Origin of the sequence: Marinoscillum luteum (assembly GCF_044005705.1) — a bacterium.
GTDB lineage: Bacteria > Bacteroidota > Bacteroidia > Cytophagales > Cyclobacteriaceae > Marinoscillum > Marinoscillum luteum.
Genome location: NZ_JBIPKE010000020.1, coordinates 870,060 through 896,044, shown reverse-complemented (window position 1 = coordinate 896,044; position 25,985 = coordinate 870,060). Strand labels below are relative to the sequence as shown.

The 25,985-nt window shown below is 45.9% G+C and carries 21 protein-coding genes; 16 read left to right on the top strand and 5 right to left on the bottom strand.

The features are described from left to right. The 3 genes from ACHKAR_RS21410 to ACHKAR_RS21400 form a co-directional block, all read right to left on the bottom strand. Positions 1-2,493 (bottom strand): ATP-binding protein, encoded by a 2,493-nt coding sequence (locus tag ACHKAR_RS21410; RefSeq protein WP_395419506.1) that lies wholly within the window; start codon positions 2,491-2,493, stop codon positions 1-3. Positions 2,494-2,497: 4 nt separating this feature from the next. Further along, the gene (locus tag ACHKAR_RS21405) at positions 2,498-3,031 is read right to left on the bottom strand and encodes a lipoprotein (RefSeq protein ID WP_395419504.1); all 534 of its coding nucleotides are present in this window, start codon (positions 3,029-3,031) and stop codon (positions 2,498-2,500) included. A gap of 92 nt (positions 3,032-3,123) precedes the next feature. Further along, on the bottom strand, positions 3,124-4,017 hold the full coding sequence (locus tag ACHKAR_RS21400) for a DUF4382 domain-containing protein (RefSeq protein WP_395419503.1): 894 nt from the start codon (positions 4,015-4,017) through the stop codon (positions 3,124-3,126). A gap of 351 nt (positions 4,018-4,368) precedes the next feature. Between ACHKAR_RS21400 and ACHKAR_RS21395 the strand changes: the two genes are divergently transcribed. The 9 genes from ACHKAR_RS21395 (at position 4,369) to ACHKAR_RS21355 (ending at position 16,899) form a co-directional block, all read left to right on the top strand. Further along, positions 4,369-6,051: a PAS domain-containing sensor histidine kinase gene (locus ACHKAR_RS21395; RefSeq protein ID WP_395419501.1), complete on the top strand. Its 1,683-nt coding sequence runs from the start codon at positions 4,369-4,371 to the stop codon at positions 6,049-6,051. Positions 6,052-6,274: 223 nt separating this feature from the next. Continuing rightward, positions 6,275-6,466 carry a hypothetical protein gene (locus ACHKAR_RS21390; protein ID WP_159582175.1) on the top strand — a complete coding sequence of 64 codons (192 nt, stop codon included), beginning with the start codon at positions 6,275-6,277 and terminating at the stop codon, positions 6,464-6,466. A gap of 287 nt (positions 6,467-6,753) precedes the next feature. Further along, positions 6,754-7,140: a hypothetical protein gene (locus ACHKAR_RS21385; protein ID WP_395419499.1), complete on the top strand. Its 387-nt coding sequence runs from the start codon at positions 6,754-6,756 to the stop codon at positions 7,138-7,140. 18 nt (positions 7,141-7,158) lie between these two features. Beyond that, a complete protein-coding gene (locus tag ACHKAR_RS21380) occupies positions 7,159-9,024 on the top strand; it encodes a tetratricopeptide repeat-containing sensor histidine kinase (protein ID WP_395419497.1) in 1,866 nt (621 codons plus the stop codon). A gap of 141 nt (positions 9,025-9,165) precedes the next feature. Then, positions 9,166-9,531: a hypothetical protein gene (locus ACHKAR_RS21375; protein WP_395419495.1), complete on the top strand. Its 366-nt coding sequence runs from the start codon at positions 9,166-9,168 to the stop codon at positions 9,529-9,531. A gap of 70 nt (positions 9,532-9,601) precedes the next feature. Next, on the top strand, positions 9,602-11,452 hold the full coding sequence (locus ACHKAR_RS21370; RefSeq protein ID WP_395419493.1) for a tetratricopeptide repeat-containing sensor histidine kinase: 1,851 nt from the start codon (positions 9,602-9,604) through the stop codon (positions 11,450-11,452). Positions 11,453-11,500: 48 nt separating this feature from the next. Beyond that, positions 11,501-13,402 (top strand): tetratricopeptide repeat-containing sensor histidine kinase, encoded by a 1,902-nt coding sequence (locus ACHKAR_RS21365; RefSeq protein WP_395419491.1) that lies wholly within the window; start codon positions 11,501-11,503, stop codon positions 13,400-13,402. A 39-nt stretch (positions 13,403-13,441) separates the two neighbouring features. Next, positions 13,442-13,942 carry a hypothetical protein gene (locus ACHKAR_RS21360; protein WP_395419490.1) on the top strand — a complete coding sequence of 167 codons (501 nt, stop codon included), beginning with the start codon at positions 13,442-13,444 and terminating at the stop codon, positions 13,940-13,942. 2 nt (positions 13,943-13,944) lie between these two features. Further along, on the top strand, positions 13,945-16,899 hold the full coding sequence (locus ACHKAR_RS21355; RefSeq protein WP_395419488.1) for a T9SS type A sorting domain-containing protein: 2,955 nt from the start codon (positions 13,945-13,947) through the stop codon (positions 16,897-16,899). Position 16,900: 1 nt separating this feature from the next. On the opposite strand, the gene ACHKAR_RS21350 is transcribed toward ACHKAR_RS21355, so the two are convergent. Together ACHKAR_RS21350 and ACHKAR_RS21345 are read right to left on the bottom strand one after the other, a co-directional pair. Further along, positions 16,901-17,377, bottom strand: coding sequence for a gluconokinase (locus ACHKAR_RS21350; RefSeq protein WP_395419486.1), 477 nt, complete (start codon positions 17,375-17,377; stop codon positions 16,901-16,903). An 83-nt stretch (positions 17,378-17,460) separates the two neighbouring features. Further along, the gene (locus tag ACHKAR_RS21345; RefSeq protein ID WP_395419484.1) at positions 17,461-17,943 is read right to left on the bottom strand and encodes a hypothetical protein; all 483 of its coding nucleotides are present in this window, start codon (positions 17,941-17,943) and stop codon (positions 17,461-17,463) included. A gap of 280 nt (positions 17,944-18,223) precedes the next feature. Between ACHKAR_RS21345 and ACHKAR_RS21340 the strand changes: the two genes are divergently transcribed. From ACHKAR_RS21340 to ACHKAR_RS21310, 7 genes are read left to right on the top strand one after another with little or no spacing between them, the layout of a single operon-like run. Continuing rightward, entirely contained in the window at positions 18,224-19,279 is a 1,056-nt protein-coding gene (locus ACHKAR_RS21340; RefSeq protein ID WP_395419482.1) for a complex I subunit 1/NuoH family protein, read from the top strand. Next, the gene (locus ACHKAR_RS21335; RefSeq protein ID WP_395419481.1) at positions 19,276-20,142 is read left to right on the top strand and encodes a 4Fe-4S binding protein; all 867 of its coding nucleotides are present in this window, start codon (positions 19,276-19,278) and stop codon (positions 20,140-20,142) included. Before ACHKAR_RS21340 ends, ACHKAR_RS21335 begins: the two co-directional genes overlap by 4 nt. Next, entirely contained in the window at positions 20,129-20,632 is a 504-nt protein-coding gene (locus ACHKAR_RS21330; protein ID WP_395419480.1) for an NADH-quinone oxidoreductase subunit J family protein, read from the top strand. Before ACHKAR_RS21335 ends, ACHKAR_RS21330 begins: the two co-directional genes overlap by 14 nt. Continuing rightward, positions 20,629-20,937, top strand: coding sequence for an NADH-quinone oxidoreductase subunit NuoK (nuoK, locus tag ACHKAR_RS21325; protein WP_159582164.1), 309 nt, complete (start codon positions 20,629-20,631; stop codon positions 20,935-20,937). The genes ACHKAR_RS21330 and nuoK overlap by 4 nt, the downstream gene beginning before the upstream one ends. After that, positions 20,937-22,901 carry an NADH-quinone oxidoreductase subunit 5 family protein gene (locus tag ACHKAR_RS21320; RefSeq protein WP_395419479.1) on the top strand — a complete coding sequence of 655 codons (1,965 nt, stop codon included), beginning with the start codon at positions 20,937-20,939 and terminating at the stop codon, positions 22,899-22,901. The genes nuoK and ACHKAR_RS21320 overlap by 1 nt, the downstream gene beginning before the upstream one ends. A gap of 13 nt (positions 22,902-22,914) precedes the next feature. Next, the gene (locus tag ACHKAR_RS21315) at positions 22,915-24,543 is read left to right on the top strand and encodes a complex I subunit 4 family protein (RefSeq protein ID WP_395419477.1); all 1,629 of its coding nucleotides are present in this window, start codon (positions 22,915-22,917) and stop codon (positions 24,541-24,543) included. A gap of 3 nt (positions 24,544-24,546) precedes the next feature. After that, positions 24,547-25,983: an NADH-quinone oxidoreductase subunit N gene (locus ACHKAR_RS21310; RefSeq protein WP_395419475.1), complete on the top strand. Its 1,437-nt coding sequence runs from the start codon at positions 24,547-24,549 to the stop codon at positions 25,981-25,983. Positions 25,984-25,985: the final 2 nt, after the last annotated feature.

Here is a 25,985-nt window from a genome sequence, read left to right as displayed (position 1 = left end):
TCAGTTGAATATCTGCGCCTGAAGGGCTGATCTCAGGGAGGCTATAACTCGATCCAGTTCCTGTCGGATATGGTTCAGGTCGGCCTCCGAAATGGTAGAATCCTGGTCATCTGCTCGTTTTTCCAGGTTTTTCAATAAATCTACTAATTGTCCCGCTTTGAAGTGTCTGGCGGGAGCCACTATTCTGTGTGCAACGAGCGAAATGTTTTCGTATGCTTGATTTTTCAAGGCGATATCTATTTGCTGGAGACCATCCTTTGCCCCATTGATAAAGGTCTCTACCATGTCTTCCACAAACTTTTGGTCACCCATTTGCATCAGCGAGGAAAGGTCGGTGACCCTTTTTGGGGAATCTTCTGGTGGGGCGATGTTCAGAGCGTTGGCTATAGAATCAAAAAGTTCGGCTTCTTCAAATGGCTTTCTCATAATGTGATCAAAATGGAAAGTGGTCCCCCGACTTTTGTCCAGGCTGGAGACAGTGGCTGTGAGGGCGATCATTGGAGTGTTTTGATTGGGCCCAGCTGTGGATTTGATCTCTTCGAGTAGCTCCCATCCGGTATGACCAGGCATCTTAAGATCGAGCAGGAGCATGTGATACGGCTTGGTCATGGCCAACTTCAGAGCGCTGGTGCCATCATGTGCCACATCAAAGGTGATTTGTTTTTTACTCAGGATGGTAGCCAGCAGTTTGGTATTGAAGGGCTCATCGTCTGCAATGAGTACGTGCACACCCTGAAAATCATGTTTTGTTTCTTTGGTAGATTCTTCCACGGGCTGCTTGTCAGTGAGCGGATAGGCCATCTTCACGAATACTGAGGTACCTACTCCTTCCTTGCTGTCTAGACGTATACTTCCTTGATGCAGGTTAACAAGCCTCTTGGTAATGGCCAGTCCCAGTCCTGTACCCTTAGAGAATGAACTCTGATTGGCCTGCTCAAACTCCTGAAAGAGCCTCAGTTGATGGTTTTTGGAAATCCCTATTCCAGTATCTTTTACCTCCAGGGCCACGTGGAATTTGTTTTGCTTGCGCTCTCCGCTTACGAGTAGCGCCACTTCGCCTTTTTCGGTGTATTTGATGCCGTTGTTCAGCAGGTTGAGTATGATTTGCCTGAGCCGATGCGGATCTCCCAGTACATACTCAGGTACATTATCAAGCTCGCTATAGAGTTTCAATCCTTTGTGCGCGGCGCTGGCTTTTAGTAGCGTAATGCTGTCATCGCAGACCTGACGGATACTGAAGGGTGTTGTCTCCAGTTGGAGTTTTTCCGCCTGTAGCTTTGAGAAGTCCAGGATGTCATTGAGGAGTCTCAGCAGGTGTTCACTGGATTTGTGAATGATTTCCACCTGTTCCTTTTGTTCTTCATTCAGCTCGGTTCTCAGGAGGACTTTGGTGAAACCCGATATGGCGTTCATCGGTGTACGGATTTCATGGCTCATGTTGGCGAAGAACCGCTCTTTGGCTTTGGCCAGGGTTTCGGCCGATTTTTTAGACTCCCGCAGGAGCTCCTGATAGCGGCCGTTGCGCTGCACGTAGGTCACCATCATGATCACCGACGAGAGCAGCAGGAGCGTAGCCAGGCTGAAAAACAGGGTGATCTGCTGACTGGTTTGATTGGCCAGTTCTTTGGCCTTGATGGCCTTGATTTTCACCTTGGTGGTTTCACGGCTTTCCAGAAATGTCACCAGGTCTATTATTTGGTTTTGAATGCCAAAATGAGCCGAAAGGAGGTTCATCTCCTTTTCACGCTGGCGCTGACTGACCAGTCGCTGGCTGGATCTCATCTGATCTACTTTGCTATTAATCTGAGAATGATATTGTTTTTTCTCGGCCAGAATGATACTGTCCTGATTGACCTTCGGGGTGGCCACAGGTTCAGGTTTTTTGGCCAATAGTCGCTTGAAAAACCCTTTTTTCTCTTCTGGTTCTGGTTCAGTGACCCTGGCAGTATCTTTTGTTGTTTGAGCGGGGGGGATGGGATTGGCGGATATCGCATCCAGAAACCCCTCTAGTTCTTTGAAATCATCCTGGTCCTGATTGGATCGGAAATCAATTAGCTGGTTAAGTGTAAAGGTTTTTTCATTGATCAGCGATCTCAGGGAGTCGTTGAAAACGAGCAGCTCTGTGTCAGTTTGGTTGAGCCCATTGATGGAGTCCACACGGGCAAATACCCTCGAAATGCTCCGGTTGTACCTTTCTATATATTTGGGATCACTGGTGAGCTCGTAAGACTCCACCTGGTTTTCCATATCGTGGAGGTTCACCAATATCTCTTTGTATTGGAGAAGGTTCTCATTGGAGCGATCATCTGTCTCCAGCTTGGAGACGATCTCCTCCAGATTCCTATAGGTGATGAACCCTGCACCTGCCAGGGAAATGGTAAGTATAATTAGCAGGATTCCCAGAAAATTGGCAATATGACTTCTCTTCACGCTTATTTGTAATGATCCTACAAATAAACGCTCTTCTCCGCTAAGTGTTATATCAAAAGCCATGAGATCAGGTCATTTCCAGCGCCTTTATCTTTTCATTTAGTGGTGACAGGATGTGAATGATTTTTTCACTAAAGTCTTTGAGGCCTTCATTGTGTCCTTCAAGGGTGTAGTCCTCCGAAATACTCTGTAGCTCAGCTATTTTTTGAAGCATTATTTTTTGATAGAGACTGTCAAAATCATCCTTCTGCGCGGTTCTCAGCTGCTGGTAGATGAGGTCATTGTCTTTGCTGAGTACACTCGATAGTTTCACTCGCCTGGCTGCGGCCTCTATTTTAAAGTCTAAGAGGAGGTTTTGAAATTCTGGATAAGCCTCTTCGGCAGTGAGGTACGTGTCTCTGCGATTGGCTTCAGTCATTGCCAGAGTGGAGAGATTTTGAAGCAGGAGGGTGAGGTCATTGGCTTCCATCAGGAAGGTAGCGTTTTCTTCCTGCCATCCGTCAAATCGCTGCAGATTGGTGCTCTGGGCACCGTAGTAAGTTTTACTTTGACAGCCTGCCAGGGCTAATATCGGGAGGAGTATGAGTATGAATTTTTTCATGGTGATTGGCTTTTGATGGTGGATAAAAAGAGAAAGCAGGACAGTAATGCCCTGCCTTCTCATTTCAAACAGGTGAATGTTTGAAGGTCTTTTTAGAAATCAAGATTGATTAATACGTTGATGTTAGCGTTTGCTTCCACTTTGAGTACACTCAACAGTGAGCCAGCTACCATCATGTCCACTTCAGAGGCGCTTCTGAAAGCGTAAGTATCCTCTTCAGGGTTTTCATCATAGGCCACAGCAATCAGGTCGTACTCGCCTTCTTCCATGTAGGCCATTGTGAACTGGCCATTGGCTACCACGGCACTGTTGATGGAGTTTTCAAACCTCGACTCGCCATCTGCTGGCTCAGCGGTTTCAGACTCTTTATAAGTACCCTTTTCGTAGGCATAAACCACCACTTTATCAGCTGTATTACCAGACACGGTACCGTTGATGACCGCAGATCGGTCTTTATTCACGATTCGTGCTGTCGATCTGAGTTTGTACTCACCAGATCCGGTTTTCACAAAAGCTTTTCTGAGGTCAATGTCAACCACAAGGTTGGTTCTGCTATCGCTGTTGATCTCATAATCACCTTTTACTTTATAACCGGAGGTAGTACCGCTAGGTACATCCAGGTCAGCGGTAGTTCCATCTTTGAACTTCACATAAGAACCTTCATCCAGTATGAATCTCAGTTCGCTGTAACTACCCGCATCAATCTGGCCTTCACCAAGATCGTAGGTGGCACCACTCTGATAGTCCATAACATTAAAAGTCTTAGGAGAATCAAAGGCCACTACCGTTTTGGTTTTACCCTGTGCTGTAGCTTGCACTTCATTTACTTTGAGGTAGACTCCAGATATATTTTCGGCATCAACGGCCGCATCGGTGACTCCAATGCTCGCGGTACCTTTGGATTCTAACTCACTTTCGCAGGACATTAAAAAACCTGCTGTTCCAACAATAAGAATCGCTGCTAAAATTGATTTAAACGTTTTCATAACTTTCATAATTTTTGGTACGTTCTCCATATGCCAAAGCCCGTTCCAGAATTGAGTTATAGAATTAAATCACTGTAATACAGGGTGTTGAAATTTTCTTTCAAAACTGTAGATATCCTTTTTCTTGTCATTTTGAACAAGACCTTCTCAAAATGACAATAGATTGTGCCCTGGAGAACGATCACATAGTTTTTGCTCCTAACCCCGGATATTTGAATAAAATGCTATATCTTAAGAGTGATTCAAACTTCCATTTAGGAGTTGAAGTCACCAGCTCTCACTCCAGGCTATATATAGTCAGGGGATTTACTCACTTCTACATCCATAGTGTGTTTCATAACAGAGGGTGTGATGGAGTTAACCAGGTTCCTTATCAGCGTGCATGATGATCTTTCTGGGTTAGAGAGGAGGAAGTTTGTGGTCTTAAAGAAGGTCAATTTTGTGGCCATAGTGGTTGCCTTGGCGCTCATGTGCATCAATGGTTTCTCGGGGTTGGTCCTTCAGTCCCTTGCTTGTTTACTTGCCATTCTACTTATCTTTTTGCCCGTCATTTTTTTACTCAACCTCGGAAGGTATCACTTTGCAGCATCATTGTTCACATTTGGGCTACTGGCTATGTTATCTGGTGTGGCTTACTCCAATATTCTCATAGATAGAAAAACGCACCTCGAGGTGATTATCATTGGTCTATCAGTCATAGCGCCGATTCTCTATGAGGGTTGGTGGAGAAGGTGCGTTTTCGCTTGCATTTTTCTTGCGCTCTGTGGCCTGGAGGCCCTCAAGTATATATCACATGATATTCCCCTTCCCTCCGATTATTGGTTTGCCCTTCTCAATTATTGCGTGGCGTTTCTGCTCATCTATTTCTTCAGTTCTGTTTTCAGAGATGAACTGGCCCGCTCTATAGAGGAGGCTGATCTCCTGAATGAAAAATTGACCTCCAGCGAAGAACAACTGAAAAAGTCCAAGCTGATGATGGATTCATTATTGAATAACCTGCCACTGTTTCTGGCTATGTTGGACAGAAAAGGGAATTATTTGATTGTGAATCAGAAATATGAAGATGCCTTTGGAATACCGATGGACGAGATCATTGGCCGTCACTATAGAGATGTACTGCCGGCTGAGATTGTGGATTTTCATGATCCGCTCATTGAGAAGTGTCTGGCAGGAACTCCCCAGGACTTTTATCAGAATATTTCTCAGGAAAACGGGGCTTTCACACACTCCTATGGGAAGTATTTTCCCATTTTCGGTGATGATAACCAGGTAGAGTATGTGACAGTGTTTGTGACGGACGTGACGGAGCTGAAGGAAGTGGAGCATCAACTGAAGGAGCTCAACCGGACAAAGGACAAGCTTTTCTCCATCATAGCCCATGACCTGATGAGCCCTATAGATACCCTGAAAAATACACTCTACTTGCAGGATCATGGCGAGCTAAGTCAGGAAGAGATGAAAAGATATACCCATAGCGTGAGGGAGAACCTTTCTGGCCTTTCGCATATGCTGGACAACCTTCTTTCGTGGGCCAAAGCTCAGTTTCATGGAGCACCCTCGCATAAGAGTGCCGTGTGCCTGCATCAGTTAATAGAAGAGAGCGCGGGTCTTTTCAAAGAGATTTTGCGGAAAAAGCAAATATTACTGCGCAACGAGGTGTCTCCGGATGTGATTTTGCAGGTGCATGAAAATGACCTTCGCGTGATTATCAGAAACCTGCTGAACAATGCCCTGAAATTTAACCGTGAAGGAGGGAGTATCTATGTGAGTGTGCAGACCGAATCAGAATCAATAGTCTGTACAGTGCGAGATGAGGGGGTGGGGATCTCAGAGTCGCGGTTGGAGCAGATCAGGGGCCGTGTGGTGATGGATTCTGAAATGGGCACTTCAGGTGAGAAAGGGACTGGCATAGGGCTTTCGCTCTGTTCAGAGCTTGCCACCCGAAATGGCTGGGGCATCCGGGTATCTAGCAAGAAGGGTGAAGGGGCGGCATTCACTGTGGTGATGCCAGTAAACGGCTTGATTTTAAGATGATCTAAATTTGGAGTTGACTCAAGTAGTATTGGTTTCTTAGGGAAAATATGAGAATAGTACTATATATGCCTGTGAAAATGCTATTTAACCATCGAAAATGATCTCCCATTTCTGATTAAGGGCTGAAAATCCCTATTCACTCCTGATATTTCCTGTTGGCAACTGTTCAGTTTTTAATTGATGAGGTTTTTAGGAGTTTTGATATGTCCTAAAGAAAAAGATTATGATAACCTTCACCAATCAGCCCCAGACTGCCAGTTTTCAAGCCGAATTTGATGCGGAGGAGCAAATGCTCATCGCTTCTTGCGTATCCAAAATAAAGAAGCATTTGGATAGAAATCTTGAGTTGGCGAAGAGCCCTTCTCAGGTGTCCAGACTGCTCACTGCCAAGTGGTACATCAACCAAAATTATTAATTGTAAGACATTGAATTGTAGATAGAAAGGTTTCTCTTAATTGGGAGACCTTTTTTTATGCCAAAGTATATCAAAAGATAGTGTGCATAGGTTGGATTGCACCTTGAGATCAATCAGTGCTGAACCACAAAATAGAATATTAGTGCCTGGAGGAATCTTTTTTTTCAAAGAATTACAAATGAATAGCTAACCTTTTGCGGATTAAGTTCTTTGAAAAACTATATCATTTGATATATTGGACGATCAAATTATAAACTAATTTTTTAACCGCTAAACCAAGCTAAACAATGGCAACAATTACAATTTATTTGAAGTACTCTGGGGGAGATTTACAGTATTCTACGGACAATGTAACTTATCATGATATGACCGAAACCTCCATAGTGGGAGCGAACCCTGGAGATACGGTTGTGTGGACATGCGCAGATGACTCCATTGACAAGATCAATAACATTAATGTGGGCAAAACGAAAACGTCAGGGGGAAATTGGAAAGATATTTGGTCTAGCAAACCTGCTGCCACTGATAATACAAAGAGAACCTATAGTGGGGTGGTGAGTACCGACCCGGAATCTCCAACCAATCCTGCATTGAATGGCTACGACATCAATTATAAGATCAAAAATGGAGGTAATGTGGATAAAGATCCTACCATTCAGGTGCCGCAACCATAAATTTTGTGATTTTTACATATGACTAATAATCAAATCAGAAAGGTGGTGATGTTCACCACCTTTTTTTTTCTGTACTTGGCCAGCTACGCTCAGAATCAGAAAATGGCTGACAGTCTCAAGCTGACCCTTCCCGGAATCATTGAAGACTCTGTTTCGCTGAGTGTGTTAAAGAAAATCACCCTGAGTGAGACTAATCCTGATGAAAAGATTAAGTACAGTCTCATGCTGATTGAGCTATCCGAAAAGAGAAAAGACCATTACCATTTACAGTATGGGTATAGTGCACTTGGTATAGGATACAGGCTCAGAGGGGACCTGGAGAAGTCCTTGGAAAGCCTGTTTGCATCCGCTACCATAGCAGAGAAGTATGATTTGAGAACCAATCTGGGAGAAGTATATGCCGAGATTTCAAATACCTTTCTAAGGAGAGATAATGACATTGTCAATGCGATCAGTTTTAACAACAAAGCCATTGACATTTTTCGTGCCACCGGAGATACTCAACAATTGGCACTGACACTGCTGAATACAGGCTATAACTATTATGAAAATAAGGAATATGATTCCGCGATCATCTATTATGATGAGGCAAAAGCCATTTTCATTGAGATCAAGCTGACCATTGGTATTGCCTATAGTATTGGAAATAAGGCCCTCATCAAGCGGGAGCTAGGCGACTATAAGGGTGCCGAGGCTGATCTCAGGGAGGCTATTGAGATCCTTAAGCCACTTGGAGATACTTACGGAATTTCGGATTACCTTATCCATTTGGGGAAAATTTATGTAGACCAGGGGTTGATCGATAAGGCAATAGCCATCTACAACGAATCGCTGAAGATGGCCCGAGATATTGGCCTGAAGGAGCAAATGAGAGATGCGTATGGCAAACTGGCGGAATTGTATGAGGCAGAAGGAAACTATCAACAAGCGATGGGCTACCTGAGGCAATATTTTCTCTACAAAGACAGTATCTCAGATGCTAGCACCGTGAAAAAGCTGGCGGATATCCGTACGGAATTCGAAGTGGGTCAAAAGCAGGCGGAAGTGGACTTGCTCACCGCAGAAAAGAAGACTCAGCGAGTGGTCATGATTTCGATCGCTGCGTTTGCATTCATTTTGTTTATTCTGGCTATTGTGATTTACCAATATTATCAAACCAAGTCCCGGATCAATAAGGAGCTGGAAGCACTCAACCAGACCAAGGACAAGTTTTTCTCCATTATCTCCCACGATCTGAGGGGGCCGGTTAGTTCGTTTTTTGGGATTAGCAGAATGATCAAATTTCTGGTGCAGTCCAAAGAGACTGAGCAGTTGCTGGAGATAGCCGATGACATAGATGAGTCTGTAGAGCGCCTTTCCACGCTGTTGGATAACCTGCTCACCTGGGCGATGCAGCAGCAGGGTCAGTTTCCGAATCATCCGGAAAAACTCCATCTGGCCGATATGGCTGGTGAGCTGGTGAACACACTTGGCACTATGGCCAAAGGCAAGAAAATTGACCTCTCTGCTGACGTGCAGTCAGATCTTGTACTCTGGGCAGACAAGAATACCACCATGACCATCCTGAGAAATCTCGTGAACAATGCACTGAAGTTTACACCTGAGGGCGGGCAGGTGACCGTCTCGGCCCAGCGAGATAAACAAATGGTGAAAATACGGGTATCTGATACGGGTGTTGGGATTCCAAAGGAGAAGATGGACAGCCTGTTTAGGCTTCAGGATAAGAAAAGTACCTATGGCACTTCAGGAGAAAAAGGACTTGGACTTGGGTTGCAGTTGGTGCATGAATTTATAGAGATGAACGGAGGTAGCATCGAAGTGGAGAGCGAAACGGGAAAGGGGACCACCTTTGTAGTGAGTCTGCCGTTATTTGTAGAAAAGTAGGGTTGGCGGGGTTGTGACATTGGTTTTTTGCAACTCAAGTGACGGTTTTTGGGGATGATGTGCCACAGAAAGTGTATCATTTGATATATTGAAGATAATTACGCTTAACTAATTTTTTCTAACCGCTAACCAACACAACTAATGGCTAAGAAGATTAAAATTTATCTGACCTATCAGAAAAAGGAGCTCTGGTGGAGCACAGACAAGGACAATTGGGGAATTGTCTCAGCCAAATCCCCGCAATCTGTTTTAGGTAAGAATTCGCAAATTACCTGGGTGGCATACGATAGTAGCATTGATGATATTACGGTGGATCTGGACAATGATGAAATCATTGACACTCCCCTTATAGGAGACAAGAAGGAGAAGACCGGGAAAGTAAAATCCAATGCTATCAAAGGAGCGCAGACGAAGTATACCATCAACGTGATCCCGGCGGGAGAGACCACTGCCATTTCTGTGGATCCCGATCTGAAATACTGTGACCCTGAGTGTCCTCCAGGATAGCAATCTGTATGGTGCATAACATGTTTTGGCAGGTGGTATTTTACCACCTGCTTGTTATCTTTCCAGCTGAATGACCACAAGATTCACTTTACTATTATTATTGACACTCCTTTTGAGTTCATGCGTGCGGGCTAGTGATAAACTCGATAGCCTGAAGGGAATAAGCCTTCAAAACATGGATTATGAGGAAAAAATCAAGGTGCTCAAGTCCATTTTGCTGCATTCGGTCAATAACGATGATTCTACCATTTTCTATGGCAACAGGCTTCTGCAGGAGGCTCAGGAGGCTGATCATTCCAATAAGTTCTGGGCCAATGTATATCTGGGTCAGGCTTATAAATCCCAGGGTAGCTATGAGTCAGCACTGGAATACCTTTTTGAGGCACTCCGAATTGGCGAGCATCTTACCAAAAAGGATGTGGCGATGGTCAACAGTCTTATCGGTACGCTTTATGGTAAAATCGGAGACGTTGAAAAACTTGCCCATTATTTCAGCTTGTGCATCGGGCAATACGAAACCGGAGATCATCAGGACTCTATAAGGCAGGTCATTGCTTACAACAATCTCGCAGAAGGATACTACAACAATGATTATCTCGACTCTTCGCTTAAGTACTATCAAAAAGCGGAATTTTTCGCTCAGGAACTCAAAAGAGAATACCTCACCAAGGTAATTACCGGCAATATTGGCATGGTGAATGCTCGTCTTGGTAACCTCGATTTGGCGGAAGAGCAACTATCTAATGCTTTGGAGTACAAATCGTCGATGGGAAATGATGCCGGTACGATTACCACTTATCAGTTTCATCTGGCGGATGTTTATTTTCAAAAGAATCAAATCAAGCAGGCCAGGGATCTGGTGGAAGAAGCACTGGCACTGGCTCATCAGCGCGGGCTCAAGGAGCAGATTAGCGATGGGAGTTTGAAAATGAGTGAATTTTATACTCATGTAGGTGATTTTGAAAAAGCCCTTCAGTTTTACCAACAGCACATTGTCTACAGAGACAGTATTCGCAATCTGGCCATGATCCAGAACCTAGCGGATATGCGGACTAGGTATGAGGTGGGTCAAAAGCAGGCTGAGGTGGATGTACTGACCGCAGAGAAGAGAATCCAACAATTGATCATGGTTGTCATTGGGGCTTTTGCGCTGGTGTTGGTGGTGTTGGCCGGGATTATTTACAAGTACTATCAGACCAAATCCAGAATTAACCGCGAACTGGAATCACTCAACCAGACCAAGGACAAATTTTTTTCTATTATCTCCCATGACCTTCGGGGCCCTGTCAGTTCATTTTTCGGGATTAGCAGAATGATCAAGTTTTTGGTGCAAACCAAAGAAACTGATCAACTGATGGTGATCGCCGATGACATAGACGAATCCGTGGAGCGCTTATCCAATCTGCTGGACAACCTCCTTACATGGGCCATGCAGCAGCAGGGACATTTTCCAAACAATCCCGAAAGGCTCGGTCTGGGAGAAATGGCTGAAGAGATTGTTAAAACCCTTGGTAACATGGCCAAGGCAAAAAATGTGGAGCTTTCAACCAGAGTGGAGGAGAATCTGGAAGTATGGGCAGATAAAAACATGACCATGACCATTCTTCGAAATCTGGTGAACAATGCCCTGAAATTCACCCCGGAAAAAGGTCAGGTAAGGATATCAGCCAAGACTGTGAATGGACTCGCGGTGATTCGTATTGCGGACTCCGGGGTGGGGATTCCCAAGAGTAAACTGGATACTTTGTTTAAATTTCACGATAAGAAAAGTACCTATGGGACGGCCGGGGAGAAGGGGCTCGGCCTGGGCTTACAGTTGGTACATGAGTTTGTGGAGATGAATGGGGGAAGTATTGATGTGGAAACGGCAGAGAGCATGGGCACCACCTTTATTGTGAGGCTACCGTTACCGATAAGCTAAAATGGATTGGAGAAAGCCTATTTTGATCGAAAGTAGTTACCTTCATATATGATGAATCGAGAAGGCTATCATATTCTACTAGCAACATTCCTTTCATTATTGCCCTTTTTGGGCATTGGTCAGGATCAGTCGGTGGCTGATAGCCTTATCGAAGTAGCCGATAGATTTCCTCGGCAAGACACTGCTCGTCTGAGAATTCTTACCCTGATCGCCAATAATCAAACAGACCCCCAAAAGAAACTGAAATTTGCTGACCTCCTCATGGAGGAGGCCAGAGAGATACAGGATCTCAAGTTTCTGCATCATGCTTATTTAAATCAGGGCCAGGCCTATCGGCTCATGGGTGACTTTGATGTGGCCATATACTCTCTTTTCAAAGCGTTGGACTATGCAGAGAAGTCGGGGTATATCAAAGGGGAGGCTGGTGCCAACACGGCCTTGGCGGATGTTTATTCCATTTTGGGAAACCATAACAATTCTCTTCTCTATTATAAGGAGGCGCTCGGTCAACTCACCTCTCAGGACAGTGTTTTACTGGCTACCATTTTACTCAATATGGGCGATGAGTATTATATGTCTAATATGTACGACTCGGCATTGGTCTGTTTTCAGGAGTCGAAGCGGATCTATGAGCGAATGGGTGGTGATCGGTCGGGGCTTGCTTATAATTTGGGGAATATTGGTCTGGTACAGGCGCAGCAGGGAGACCTTGAGCAGGCGGAGCGGAATGTGAGAGCCTCAATCCGGGAGCTGGAAAAGCTGGAAGATCACTATGGAAGCGCCATTTTTCTCACTTACATGGCGGAGATTTATCAGCGAAAGGGACTGCTTCGTGACGCTAAGGAATTTGCAGATTCGAGTATGTCTATTTCCAGGCGATATGGACTAAAAGCTGAGATCAGAGACAATAGCTTGAGATTGGCAGATATCTATGCGATGAGTGCTGATTATGAATCCGCTTATAGGTACCATCAGGAGTATGTTGCCCTGAAAGACAGTATCTCCAACGATGAAATCTATAACAGAATTGAGAATCTGGAAGGCGCCTTTGAACTGGCGAAGAAACAGGCGGAGGTGGACTTACTGAAGGCTGAGCAGAAAAATCATCAGATCATCGTCACCACCGCCACATTGATTGCAATCATCCTGACCATTCTGGCCTATGTCAGCTTCAGTTATTACCGATCGAAGGCGCGAATCAATGTAGTGCTGGAGGAACAAAAACGTGTATTGGAGACACTCAATGAAACCAAGGATAAGTTTTTTTCAATCATTTCTCATGATCTCCGAGGGCCGATCAATTCTTTTCATGGGATCAGTTCGCTGATCAAATACTTTGTGGCCTCCAGAGAGCCGGATCAGCTTCTGGAAGTGGCTGATGACATTGACAAGTCAGTGGACGAGTTATCCAACCTGCTGGATAATCTGCTCAGCTGGGCGATGAAGCAGCAGGGGCAGTTTTCTTATGCACCGGAATCACTCAATCTCAAAGAGATGGCCGAGGAACTGGTGGCCACACTGGGTAACATGGCCAGGGGAAAAGGGATCGCTTTGTCTGCGGATATTGATCCGGATATTTCACTTTGGGCGGATCGAAATACCACCATGACTATTTTGAGAAATCTGGTTAATAATGCTTTGAAATTCACTCCCAGAGGTGGCAAGGTGGAGCTTGCTGCCAAGGTTAAGGATCAAATGGTGGAGATACGCGTCGTGGATACAGGTGTGGGTATGACGGAGGAGAAGGTTGAGAACATCTTTATGCTGGAAGATGACAAGAGTACCTATGGTACTGCAGGCGAAAAGGGGCTAGGATTGGGATTGCAGCTTGTTCATGAGTTCATAGAGGTCAATAATGGTCGCATCTATGTACAAAGCCAGGAAAATGTGGGCACCGAATTTGTCGTTGAACTTCCTGCCAGTGTACAGACAGAAAGTGTAATGGTCTAATCATGCCAGAAACCCTATTCCGCTAAATTTGGTGCACCTATGAAAAAGCCCCTCATTGCCTTCATGTGGTTTTTGGCCAGTGCCTGCACACCCCCGCCCTCTCAGCAGCCTCTGGATGATTTTGGGCCTTTTACCGGAGTTACAGTTTCCTGTGGTCAGTTTCAGGTTTTTGTGCTCCACCAGTCAGGAACGGGATATCTGCGGGTTTTTGTTGATGATAAGGTGATGCCCCTTGGGCGGGAAAATACTTTCCGAGTGGGGGAGGATGGTCTGTCGGTGGAGTACAGAGCATTTGATCAGGACATTTCTTCCATGCTTTGCAATGACGTGATGCCCTCCGTGAAACCCAGGGAGCTTCAACGTGTGCCGGCTACTGCTGGGGTGGTTTATGTTTCCCTGAGTCAGGAAGATTTTGAACTTTACCTCAAAGGTGTCACCTATCGGGTAAATGTAGTATTAAACGATGTGTCAATAGATGGGCTTGCAGAGCCGCTTTCTTTCCGACTGGAAGGGATGGTGGTAGGCTGGTTGCCAGGTTAGATATGAAAAAAATTCTTTTCTTTTTTGCTTTCACTGCTGCCTGGCAGCTTCATGCCCAGCTACAGCCTTGTGCTACGGTGGTTACCCAGCGACAGCTTGAGCTGCTCAGGGATTTTCATCCGGATGCGAGATCTGGCGGCCGAATGGCCGATGTGCCTGTGCAAAATGTAGCCATTACTGCCCACCTGATCAGAAGGACAGATGGTACAGGAGGCTTGACCGAACAGGAACTCAATGATGCTATGGACGTGCTGAATGACTATTATAGTCACGCTAATCTGGCATTTTTTTTAGCTGGAATCACCGAGATTCATGATTCCGAATATTTTGACTTCAATACAGATGATGAAGTGGCTATGGGTGCAAAGTACGATGTGGCCAAAACCATCAATATCTATTTTGCCAACTCGGTAGGAGACAGTCAGGGTGGTAGCTATTGCGGATATGCCTATTTCCCCGGTGGGCCAGACCGTGTACTTATGGACAATAGTTGTGCAGTCAATGGGAGTACACTCCCGCATGAAATAGGCCATTATTTTACCCTGTATCATACCCATGGCAGTTCCAATAGCCAACTTACCGATGAGCTGGTGGCTCGCGTCAACTGTGAGACCGCCGGAGACGAGCTTTGTGATACACCCGCAGATCCTCAGTTGGGCGGATCCAATGTGAATGCGAGTTGTATCTATACTGGTACGAGCGTGGACGCCAATAACGATCCTTTCACGCCGGATCCCAGAAATATCATGTCTTACTCCCTCAAGTTTTGTCGGGATGTTTTTTCGGATGGGCAGTATTCAAGGATCAATCAGGCCTATGATGCCTATCGATCTTACTTGTATAAGAAAATTGTGTCCGCAGACTTCACTCAAAATCTCTCGGAAGCTTGCGCCGGTACATCCATCAATTTTTACGACCGGTCACTCAATGCGACCAGCTGGAGTTGGTATTTTGAAGGAGGGATTCCGGAGACCTCCACGGCTCAAAACCCAGAGGTACTTTACGAAACCGGAGGGGTATTTGACGTGCGGCTCATTGTGTCTGGTACAGGGGGAAATAAGGACACCCTTCTCATGGAAGATCAGGTGTTGGTGGCTGCTATTCCTCAGACTACATTGATCTCTAAGGTGGCCAGATTTGAAGGCTCCGGAATTGACCTGGAAGTGATCAATGAAGACGGACAGAAGACCTTTGAGCAGGTTTTGGGGGTTTCGTCAGAGGGGCAAAAGAGTGTTTTTGTGAATTTCTATGAATATGGAGTAGTGGGGGCAGAGGATTATCTGGTTTTGCCGCTGGTGGATAATTCCTTCTCCCGGGATTATCGCCTTACTTTCGACTATGCCTATACCTATTATGATAATACTTATTTCGACCGCATGGCTGTTTTGTATCGGGGTAGCTGTGAGGCCGACTGGGTGAGTCTGTGGGATAAATCAGGCGCCGGACTGGCTACCAAACCAGCACAAACAGGCTCCTTTTCGCCCACCTCAGGGCAATGGAAGTCCGTATCGCTGGAGTTTACTGTGCCCGAAAATCTGGAAGGTACTGAGGTAGCATTTAGAACGACCAATGGGTACGGAAATAACCTTTACATTGATAATATTCGACTTGAGGCCTTTGTGAAAATGGAAGCCACTCCATACACCTGCCCCAATGCCAATGACGGTATGATAACCGTCCAAACGAGCGGTACGCAGAATTATACCTTTAGCCTGGATGGTGAGACGTTTGTGTCTGATGGTGAGTTTGGCGACCTGGCAGCGGGTGCATATACGGTCACTGTCAAAGATGAATTAGACAGGACTTACAGTGAGTCACTGACTATTGAGAGCAGAGTGCTTAATAAAAGTGTGCAACCCACTTCCTGTCATGATGCTGCTGATGGTTCAGCCACCTTTACGGTTTCGGGTGGAGGTGCCTATCAGTTTAGTGTAGATGGTCAGTCGCTATCTGGTAATAATGCCGCGGGCTTATCTGCAGGGATACATACGGTTTCCCTGGAGGGCACAGATAATGAATGTATTCTAACAGAAGACTTTGAAGTCCTCTCCCCAGAGCCGCTTACTGTGGAGGTAGTAGTTACTGACGCTAAATGTTTTGGAGGCGAAGGAACCGTAGATGCAGAGGCCTCGGGTGGGAGCGGAGCGCTCAGTTATCAGATAAATGAAATGGGGTTCACCAATACCTCCACCTTTTCTCTTGGTTCGGGTGATCACCTTCTGACGATCAAAGATGAAAATGAATGCGAGTTGCAATACTTCTTGACGATTGATCAGCCGGACTCGCTGTACTTCACCTATGAGACTACCGGGTTTTTGTGTGCCAAAAATTCCTCAGGTCAGCTGACTATGACAGGAGCTGGCGGGTCAGGGGCTTATACGTTTTGGGTAGGCGAAGAGCAGTTATCCGGTGAGGTCCTGGAGAAGGACGAAGCTGGTAGCTTCGAGGTGACGGTGGTTGATGCCAATAGCTGTGAATTTTCTCAGGAAATCACAGTAGCCTATCAATATGAGCTTCCGGAGAAGCCTATGATCAATTTAGTGGATGGTCACCTGCAAATTGCAGAGACAGATGCAGACATTAGCTGGTACCTCGATGGTGAGCTTATGGCGGGAGAAACCGGCCCCTCTGTGGTGTTTGGAGTGGGTACATATGAGGCAGCGGTCACAGTAGGTGACGCAGGCTGTTCCGTTTGGTCAGATCCGTTTGTGGTCCTGGGCCTAACCGAATGGCCTGAGATTATGATTGTACCAAATCCTGTTGAGGATCAGTTCAGCATCAAAATTCCCAATGATTTAAAGGGTGGGTTTAGATCGGTAATGGTCTACGATATGAGCGGTCAGCTTATTTTGAGTAGCCATAAAATGGAAATCCATAACGAGTGGCCCGCCGGGATTTACCTTTTGGAAATCAAAGGAGAATCCTTTCACCTCATACGCAGGATCATCAAAAAGTAGTCTACGGTTTCAATGATTTGAGAATGACTGAAACGATTTCATCCGGATGCTGATCAATGCTGATCTTCAGTGCATCGGCAGGTACTTCGAGTGTCTTAAATTGACTGTCAAGGAGGTTTTCTTTCATGTAATGACCTGCACGCTTTTTAAGTCTTTCAAAGATCAGTTCCTTGCTACCATCCAGATAAATCCAGGAATAGGCGTGGTTGGGATCCAGAATGAAACGATAGCTGGCCTTCAGGGCTGAGCAAGCCAGCACCACGCCAGGAGTAGATATGAGTTGCTCTTTCAGTGTCTGAAGCCAAGGGAGTCTGTCATCGTCATTGAGAGGTATGCCACTGGCCATTTTGGTTTTGTTCTCTTCCGGATGGAAATCATCTGCATCCAGAAAAGTCTTACCGAGTCGATCAGCGACCAGATGGCCGATGGTCGTCTTGCCGCTGCCAGATACTCCCATGATGATAATTGGGTGCGCCATAATATGCGGAAGTTACCAAAAAGGACAATAAAAAAGCCAGCGTAAACGCTGGCTCTCATGACTAAATTGGAGAAATCTTTTACTTAATAGCTTAAAAGGACTTTTTTAGTGTACATCCCCACAATTTGCTCGTCTTCCTTGAGCTGACTCAGCAGGTCTTCAAACTCCGCAGTTTGTTGGTTTCTGATGAAGATGGCTATGTCCAGAATCTGTTGAAACTCGGCGATGGCCACCTCCTCTTTGATATATCCTTTCTTGATTCCTTTTTTGTAGAATCGCTCCAGTTTCTTCACCGAATTATAGATAGCAGGTTTATCTATATAGGTTTTCGGGGTGGGATTGGTCGAAGATTCCTCTTCTACCCAGGTGTATCGCTCACGGAGCAAGTAAAGTTTCTTAGCTACTTCCTCTCCCATGAAGTGACCCCTGATGAATGCCAAATCAATGGCGGAATCATCCAGTTTATCTTCCATGGCTCTGAAGTGAAACATCTCTTCATCTCCTGACTGGGCCAGTAGTGCAGTACCTGCAGTAACGGCCAAAAAAAACATTAATATCCTCTTCATATTTTTGCTGTTTTATGGTTCTGTAAATTCCAGTTTTTATATAACAACAGAACAAAATTAATCATTAAAATCAGAATATTATATTTTAAAAGGAAGATATTGCATAATTTTATTTCTTTTTTTTAATTATCGCAAAGATTGAGGAACATCCATATTTCATATTAATGATTTTCCAATGAGAGGTGTCCTTTGATGAGAAATAGGCAAACTTTTCTGCTTGTCAGTGTCTTCGTTTAACTTAGCCGCTAACATTTTTAGAAAGACCGATGTTTTAGGGCTAATGATCACTTTTTTATTCTTTTTGCCGTTTTTATTGGGGTTTGTCGTGGTGGGCGTGTACGGTGAGCGCAAGATCGCTGCGTTCGTACAAAACCGCCTCGGTCCGATGGAGGTGGGTCCAAAGGGCTTGTTTCAAACAGTAGCCGATTTGTTGAAAATGTTGCAGAAGGAAGACATTCGGCCAAAGGCAGCTGACAAAGCATTATTTCTTTTCGCGCCCATCCTCATATTTGCTTCTATTTTTGGAGGCTTTGCGGCACTCCCTTTGACTACTGATGCCTTTCCTCCCGCCTTTTCGGTAGGGGTGTTTTACCTTCTGGCTATCGTTTCCATAGATGTTCTGGGGATTTTGATGGCTGGCTGGGGTTCTAATAATAAGTATTCCCTATACGGCGCCATGCGCTCAGCAGCACAGATTGTTTCCTATGAGATACCACTCGGACTGTCGGTGCTGGCTGTGGTGATGTATGCACAGACCATGGACCTCCAGAGCATTACACAGCAGCAGGGTATTTTAGGAGAAGCTCCGCGTTACTTCCTGGGCATATCATCTTTGGAGGTGACCAGTATTGGTGGCTTCCTCAGCTGGAACGTCTTCACCATGCCTTTTATGTGGGTAGTGTTTCTGATCTTTTTCATTTCAGGACTAGCGGAGTCCAATAGGGTGCCTTTTGACCTGCCGGAGGCAGAGTCTGAGCTGATTGGGGGCTATCACACTGAGTATAGTGGTTTTCGCTGGGGTATATTCATGCTATCCGAATATGCCATGATGCTATTGGTATCTTTTCTGGCGGCCATTCTTTTTTTTGGTGGCTGGAACACACCTTTGCCCAATGTGGGTGTCTTAAAGCTGGCCGACTGGACCACAGGCCCAGTATGGGGTGCATTTTGGCTGGTGAGTAAGGGGACTTTCTTCATTTTTCTGCAGATGATGATTCGATGGACTTATCCCAGACTAAGGGTGGATCAGTTGATGTCATTATCTTGGAAATATTTAACTCCGGCAGCCATTCTGTTGTTGTTTGTGGTTGGCATTTGGAAACTGTGGATGTTATGAGTGGATACTTTAAAAATATCAAAGAGGCATTTAGCACCATGAGTGAGGGATTAAAGCTCACTTTTGGCTATTTGGCGGATGCCAGAAAATCAAGAACCCCCATAGGGGTAGCCGATGAAAAGTATTTTGATGCGGACAAAGGGATCGTGACACTGGAGTATCCTTATGAGTCTTTGCCTGTGCCCGACAATGCCCGCTATCGGCTGCATAATGAGATCGATGACTGTATTGTATGTGATAAGTGTGCCAAAGTATGTCCGGTAGATTGCATCGAGATAGACCCCATATTGGCTCCTGAGACTTTTGGGATGACCTCAGATGGAACACCCAAACGGATTCACGCCGCGAAATTTGACATAGATATGTCCAAATGCTGCTTTTGTGGCCTATGCACGACTGTATGTCCGACGGAGTGTCTCACCATGACCAAGGTTTATGATTTCAGTGAGTTTGATGTGAATGATCATGTGTACTCTTTTGCTGAGATGAGCCTGGCGGAGATCGCGCAGAAGCGAAAAGAACTGGCAGCGTTTGAGGAGAAAAAGGCGGCAGCCAAGGCTGCGAAAGGGGACTCTGAGCGTGAGCCTGTGAAAGCCAAAGCTGTGATGCGCCCTAAACCTATGGCACCTAAACCAGCTGGCGCAAAGCCGGTCATGAAGCCAAAACCTGCCGCTAATGAGGAGCAGTCCACTAAGCCAGCGGAGACAGAAAAGCCTCGGCCGGTCATGAAAAAACCTGCGATGAAGCCAGTATTGAAACCCAAAGCCGCCGATGGCGAGACTGACAAGCCAGAGAACAAACCTAAGTTTAAGCCCAGGCCGATGATTCCTAAGAAACCAAAAGATGACAATGGGGATAAGTGATGTATTTGCAGCGTTTTTCGGGCTAATGGTTGTAGTGCCCGTCCTGTACCTCATGTTTACCAAAAACATCATTCGGGCGGCGTTTGCTTTCGTGATTTCACTGCTGGGACTGGCGGCTACTTATGTGCTGCTTCATGCGGAATTGATGGCGGTCGTGCAGATTATGATTTATGCCGGGGGGGTCATTGTACTGCTTATTTTCGGAATTATGCTCACCAAGCGAGTAAGTGATGAGGGTGTGTTTACCCAACACCGAAGTGTGGTGCTGGGCGGTACTGTATGCGCCGTTTTCTTTTTGTTGTTGACGAAATGGACATTGAGCTCTGGGCTGACATGGACGAATGCTGAAGTTTCGGATATGGATCAGGTAAGGAAAATCGGTGTTCTCTTCCTCACAGACCATTTGATTGCTTTTGAGGTGATTGCATTCTTGCTTTTGGGAGCACTGGTGGGGGCGGCATTTCTGGCTAAAAAATCAGGAAACGCATGACTCAGATTCCTTTAACCTATTATTTGATCCTATCGGCTTTCTTACTGTGCAGTGGGCTGCTTATTGTGTTGATCAAAAAGAATGCTGTTTTCGTGTTGATCGGAATAGAGCTGATGCTGAATGCAGCCAACCTGAACCTGGTGGCCTTCTCAAAGTTTGATCCGGACCTGAACGGGCAGGTTTTTGCCATCTTTTCGGTGGTGATTGCTGCTGCGGAGGCAGCTATTGCCCTGGCTATCCTGCTCAATATTTATAAAACCTATGATTCGTCTGATCTGGATGATCTAAATACGCTGGAGAACTAATGACGACCTCAGCCATCTACATAGCACTTGTTCTTATTTTCCCCCTCTTGGGTGGAATCATTACTTACCTTTCAGGCTCAAAGAATGCTGGCAGACTTTCTCTGATAAGCATGCTGCCTGGAGCGGTAATGGCTGGTTTTTTAATTTATCAGAGTTATGAATCTAGTGTTGTGGTTCGATGGGAGTGGCTTCCCGGATATGAACTTGGGTGGGCCATAGACAGGATCAGTGCGGTGCTGATTGGGTTGGTCTACCTGGTGTCCCTGCTGGTGCATCTTTTCTCTGCGCATTATCTCAGTCATGACCGGGCCATTCATCGGTATTTTGGCAAACTCGGCTTTTTCACTTCTTCGATGATTGGGCTGCTGGCAGCAGATCATTTTCTTCTCATTTTCATCTTTTGGGAGCTGGTTGGTTTTTCCTCATACTTGCTGATTGGGTTCTGGTTTGAGGATAAAGAGAAAGCCGTTGCGGCCAGGAAAGCTTTTATGATCAACCGGGTGGCCGATGCAGGCCTGCTGATCGGTGTGATTTTAATGATTACGGAACTCAATCAGCCATTTTTGTCTTCTCTGACCGGAGGAGATTCCTCGTTGTTGGTAAATCTGGCAGGCTTTGGTCTGATGATTGGTGCGCTGGGTAAATCAGCACAGTTTCCATTTTCGGGGTGGTTGCCAAAAGCGATGGCCGGCCCAACGCCAGTGTCGGCGCTGATCCATGCTGCCACTATGGTGGCGGCGGGTGTTTATCTGCTGATTCGTGTGGTACCGTTTTTGTCTCCAATGGTGCTGAATGCTACGGCTGTCATTGGTGCAGTGACGGCATTTATGGCGGCAGTTTCCGCACTCACCCAGCATGACATCAAGAAGGTATTGGCGTATTCTACCATCTCACAGCTTGGCTATATGGTGATGGGCATTGGAGCAGGAGCTCATGAGTCATCCCTTTTTCACCTCTGGACCCATGCTTTTTTTAAAGCGGGATTGTTTCTGGCGGCTGGTGCGGTTATTCATTACCTCCACACCCTTAAGCATGATGATTCCACCTTTGATGCTCAGGACATGCGAATGATGGGTGGGTTAAGAAAAGTATTGCCTTTTACCCATATCGCTTTTATTATCTGTGGGCTCGCACTCTCAGGACTCCCATTGTTTTCAGGTTTTCTGTCCAAAGAAGGTATTTTGTCTGGGGTCTGGCTCTGGGCGATAGGGCATTCTGCCCAGGGGTACTGGCTGGCCTATCTGGTGTCAGATCTGGCATTTATTACTGCACTGCTTACCCCCATCTATATTGGGCGGCAAATCCTTTTGGTTTTTTATGGGAATCCCCGTACTGCCATTGAAAGGCTACCGCATATGGAGCCACTGGGTCTGGTGAAGGTTCCGTTAATCGTTTTGTCAGCTGGAGCACTTTGGCTGGCCAACGCACTCAGTCCACTGGATGCCAATGGTTGGTGGCTGGGGTCCTTTGTTTTTGGAAACACCGTAGACCATGGACATGGGAGCATCCAGATTTGGACCATGATACTATCCATAGCGCTGGCCGTTGCCGGTTTAGCGATCAGCTACATTTTCTTTAGACCCGGGTCAATGCGCACTTTGAGCTATCAGATGGCTCAGGTGCCAACGAAGTGGTACAGCCGATTGACCTTTGAGGGATGGTACCTGGAAAGGGTTTACGACGGTCTATCAAGAAATTATATAAGGATGGCGGGAGCAGCCCGTGTTTTTGATCGGAAGGTGATTGATTGGTTAGTCAATGCAGCGGGAGTGTCCACTGTGGTTTTTAGTAAAGCTTTGGCGGTGATCGATCGTGAAGTTGTGGATGGACTGGTTAATTTCGTAGCCTGGCTATTCAGAGGTGTGGGGGGAATGTTTAGCAAAATACAATCGGGCAAGGTTCAGAATCAGCTTATCTGGATGATGCTCCTGCTGTTGCTGCTTGTGCTGTGGTCTCAATATTAGTTAAGTAGAAAATATGATGAACTACCTGCTTAGTTGGATGATTTTTTTGCCGTTGGCAGCCGCTTTTTTGGTGGGGGTCTTGCCGGCTTCTTCGCGTCAGGCCATTCGGTGGATTGCATTGAGTGCCACGTTGGCACAGTTGGTTTTTGGCCTGATCCTGTTTTTTGGATTTGATGGATCCATTCAGCCAAAGGCCTGGGCGGATGCTTTCCAGTATGTAGAGTTGGCACCCTGGTTTTCGCTTCAGTTGGGCAATTATGGATCCCTTCAGGTGGACTATTCGGTGGGCGTGGATGGCATCAGTATGCCGCTCATTGTGATGAGCACCATTTTGCTGGTGATCGGTGTGGCTTCCTCCTGGAAGCTGACCACCAAAGTGAAGGGATATTTCATGCTTTACCTCATTTTGAGTGGGAGTTTGATCGGGTGCTTCGCTTCACTCGACTTTTTCCTTTTCTATGTCTTCTTTGAATTCATGTTGCTTCCTATGTTTTTCCTCATCGGGATATGGGGAGGGCCGAGGAGGTCTTACGCTTCAATCAAATTTTTCTTATATACCCTTCTGGGTTCTTTGTTTATCCTCATCGTGATGATCGGTCTGTACCTGTCGGTAGGGAGTATAGATGGTGCAGGCGCACAAACGAATACTTTTAGTCTGATCCAGATGATGGACGGTATTTATCTGAGTAATACACTGCTGTCCCCGGAAAGTGGATATGTGCTCTGGGGAATGCCTCTGAGGTCTGTGGCTTTTATCCTGTTGCTTGTCGGGTTTATGATCAAACTGCCTGCCGTGCCTTTCCATACATGGCTGCCGGATGCCCACGTGGAAGCCCCCACGGCCATTTCTGTGCTCTTGGCAGGGGTGCTCTTGAAAGTAGGAGGGTATGGTCTTTTCAGGATTTGTTATGCGATTTTCCCGGATGCAGCAATCTCCATGGCTTATCCGGTGGCCGTCATTGGGTTGATTTCTATTATCTATGGTGGCTTGGTGGCCATGGCTCAGAATGACATTAAAAAATTGATTGCCTATTCTTCCGTCTCCCACATGGGGTTTGTCCTGCTTGGTCTGGCAGCGATCACCAGCGAGGGCGTTTCCGGTTCATTGTTTCAGATGGTATCCCACGGCTTTATTTCCGGAGCATTGTTCCTGATAGTAGGGGTGATCTATGACCGCACCCATGACCGGCAAATTGAAAACCTGAGTGGCCTCGCCAGCAAAATGCCACAGTATACCTTTTTTGTGGTTTTATTCTTTTTTGCCTCTTTGGGGCTGCCCGGGCTCTCCGGATTTGTTGGAGAAGTTTTGGTACTTATGGGGGCCATCGGCACAGAGTCGCTCACGGGCGTATTCCCAAGGTGGATAGGTATGGTGGCCGTGCTTGGGATCATCATTTCAGCCGGGTATTATCTGTGGACCCTTCAGCGAATGTTTTTTGGTAAGTTCTGGACCAGGGAGCGTGAATGGGAGTCTTTAATGCGGGATCTCACTATTCGGGAATGGTTGATGCTGGGTCCGCTGGCAGTATTGGTAGTGCTCTTCGGGGTGTTTCCATCACTGATTCTTGATCCCATCGACAATTCCATTCAGTTTTTTGTAGAGCGTGTGCTGGATCAGGGGCACTATTTCCTAAATAAATAGACCATGCTCACCAATCAGCTCACCAATATTTTAGACAGTCTCGGAGGCCTGAGTTTTGAAATCTCGCTGGCTGCAGGTGCCCTTATTCTGTTGATGGCCGGTCTTGTATGGAAGCAAACTCTGGTGAGTCGGGTGATCTACGTGGTGGTCATCTTGGTGGCCATGTGGTTGGTTCAGGTAGATGGTGTTTCTGGATTTTTATTTGACCAAACGCTGGTGACTGATTCAATGGGGCAAATCATGAAACTTTTGTTTGGCGTGACCTCACTGTGGATTGTGTTTTTTCCTACAGCCGAAAGGCACCGATCAGAGTATTATTTCCTGATTCTTTCTCTGATATTAGGTAGTACTCTGATGCTCTCTGTGAATCACCTCCTTGTGATCTATCTGGCGGTAGAGCTCACATCGTTTTCGGCCTACATGCTCACCAATTTCAATTTTAGGAAGGGCGCTTTTGAGGCTGGAATGAAATACCTCATTTTTGGGGGCGTCACGTCTGCACTGGCGCTTTACGGAATGTCGCTTATTTACGGTTTTACAGGGACACTGTCACTTTCTGAAATGGATCTTCACCTGACGGGAGATCCGGTGCTCCTGAACGTGGGAATTTTACTTTTCATTGGCGGAATACTCTTCAAGGTGAGTGCAGTTCCATTTCACATTTGGGTGCCCTCTGCCTATCAGGAAGCACCAACTGATGCCGTAATGGTACTTTCAGTAGTTCCAAAGTTGGGTGGGTTTGTGTTGCTTCACCGAATCCTCATGACTGTGGGGGTTCAGGAACTTTACTGGCTGTACGTTACCATTTCCGTGATTGGCATCTTCACAATCGTTCTTGGCACACTTGGCGCTTTGGGGCAGACCAATGTTAAGCGGATGATTGCGTACGGGGCCATTGCTCATTCGGGATTTATTTTAGTGACCTTGCTCATTCCGTTTGAAAATGGTGCGGTGGCCTTTGCCTGGTATGCGGTGGTTTATGCCATGATGAATGTGGCTGTATTTTATCTGGTTTCTGTTTTCGAAATTCATGGAAAAACAGAGATCAATCATTTCTCGGGACTTTCAAAAACAGAGGCTTATATGGGCGGGTTGATGGTAGTAGTGATGATCGCTTTGATCGGCCTTCCTCCCACAGTCGGGTTCACAGCTAAATTTTACCTGTTTACAGTGATGTGGGACTGGTATCAGCAGGTGGGTGATCCGGTGATGCTTACTTATTTGATCGTAGCGATTTTGAGTGTTATTTTCTCCCTTTTCTTTTATCTGAAAATCCCTTATTTCTTTTTTCTTAAACAAGAAAAAACCGACCTTCAGGTAGGAATCCCTGTCAGTCAGCGGATAATTGCAACTATTTTCACCTCCGGTTTGTTGTGGTTTTTCTTTAGGCCGGAAATATTGAATAACATTGCAGAAATTATTAAATTCCTTGATTGGTAACT

What these genes read in the sequence shown, in the direction of transcription:
- ACHKAR_RS21395 (WP_395419501.1), top strand. Translation starts at nt 4,369, where the DNA reads ATGGAGTTAACCAGGTTCCTTATCAGCGTGCATGATGATCTTTCTGGG.
- ACHKAR_RS21350 (WP_395419486.1), bottom strand. Translation starts at nt 17,377, where the DNA reads ATGGCGCACCCAATTATCATCATGGGAGTATCTGGCAGCGGCAAGACG.
- ACHKAR_RS21370 (WP_395419493.1), top strand. Translation starts at nt 9,602, where the DNA reads ATGACCACAAGATTCACTTTACTATTATTATTGACACTCCTTTTGAGT.
- ACHKAR_RS21315 (WP_395419477.1), top strand. Translation starts at nt 22,915, where the DNA reads ATGATGAACTACCTGCTTAGTTGGATGATTTTTTTGCCGTTGGCAGCC.
- ACHKAR_RS21355 (WP_395419488.1), top strand. Translation starts at nt 13,945, where the DNA reads ATGAAAAAAATTCTTTTCTTTTTTGCTTTCACTGCTGCCTGGCAGCTT.
- ACHKAR_RS21405 (WP_395419504.1), bottom strand. Translation starts at nt 3,031, where the DNA reads ATGAAAAAATTCATACTCATACTCCTCCCGATATTAGCCCTGGCAGGC.
- ACHKAR_RS21360 (WP_395419490.1), top strand. Translation starts at nt 13,442, where the DNA reads ATGAAAAAGCCCCTCATTGCCTTCATGTGGTTTTTGGCCAGTGCCTGC.
- ACHKAR_RS21375 (WP_395419495.1), top strand. Translation starts at nt 9,166, where the DNA reads ATGGCTAAGAAGATTAAAATTTATCTGACCTATCAGAAAAAGGAGCTC.
- ACHKAR_RS21410 (WP_395419506.1), bottom strand. Translation starts at nt 2,493, where the DNA reads ATGGCTTTTGATATAACACTTAGCGGAGAAGAGCGTTTATTTGTAGGA.
- ACHKAR_RS21400 (WP_395419503.1), bottom strand. Translation starts at nt 4,017, where the DNA reads ATGAAAACGTTTAAATCAATTTTAGCAGCGATTCTTATTGTTGGAACA.
- ACHKAR_RS21390 (WP_159582175.1), top strand. Translation starts at nt 6,275, where the DNA reads ATGATAACCTTCACCAATCAGCCCCAGACTGCCAGTTTTCAAGCCGAA.
- ACHKAR_RS21385 (WP_395419499.1), top strand. Translation starts at nt 6,754, where the DNA reads ATGGCAACAATTACAATTTATTTGAAGTACTCTGGGGGAGATTTACAG.
- ACHKAR_RS21345 (WP_395419484.1), bottom strand. Translation starts at nt 17,943, where the DNA reads ATGAAGAGGATATTAATGTTTTTTTTGGCCGTTACTGCAGGTACTGCA.
- ACHKAR_RS21320 (WP_395419479.1), top strand. Translation starts at nt 20,937, where the DNA reads ATGACGACCTCAGCCATCTACATAGCACTTGTTCTTATTTTCCCCCTC.
- ACHKAR_RS21380 (WP_395419497.1), top strand. Translation starts at nt 7,159, where the DNA reads ATGACTAATAATCAAATCAGAAAGGTGGTGATGTTCACCACCTTTTTT.
- ACHKAR_RS21330 (WP_395419480.1), top strand. Translation starts at nt 20,129, where the DNA reads ATGGGGATAAGTGATGTATTTGCAGCGTTTTTCGGGCTAATGGTTGTA.
- nuoK (WP_159582164.1), top strand. Translation starts at nt 20,629, where the DNA reads ATGACTCAGATTCCTTTAACCTATTATTTGATCCTATCGGCTTTCTTA.
- ACHKAR_RS21340 (WP_395419482.1), top strand. Translation starts at nt 18,224, where the DNA reads ATGATCACTTTTTTATTCTTTTTGCCGTTTTTATTGGGGTTTGTCGTG.
- ACHKAR_RS21310 (WP_395419475.1), top strand. Translation starts at nt 24,547, where the DNA reads ATGCTCACCAATCAGCTCACCAATATTTTAGACAGTCTCGGAGGCCTG.
- ACHKAR_RS21365 (WP_395419491.1), top strand. Translation starts at nt 11,501, where the DNA reads ATGATGAATCGAGAAGGCTATCATATTCTACTAGCAACATTCCTTTCA.
- ACHKAR_RS21335 (WP_395419481.1), top strand. Translation starts at nt 19,276, where the DNA reads ATGAGTGGATACTTTAAAAATATCAAAGAGGCATTTAGCACCATGAGT.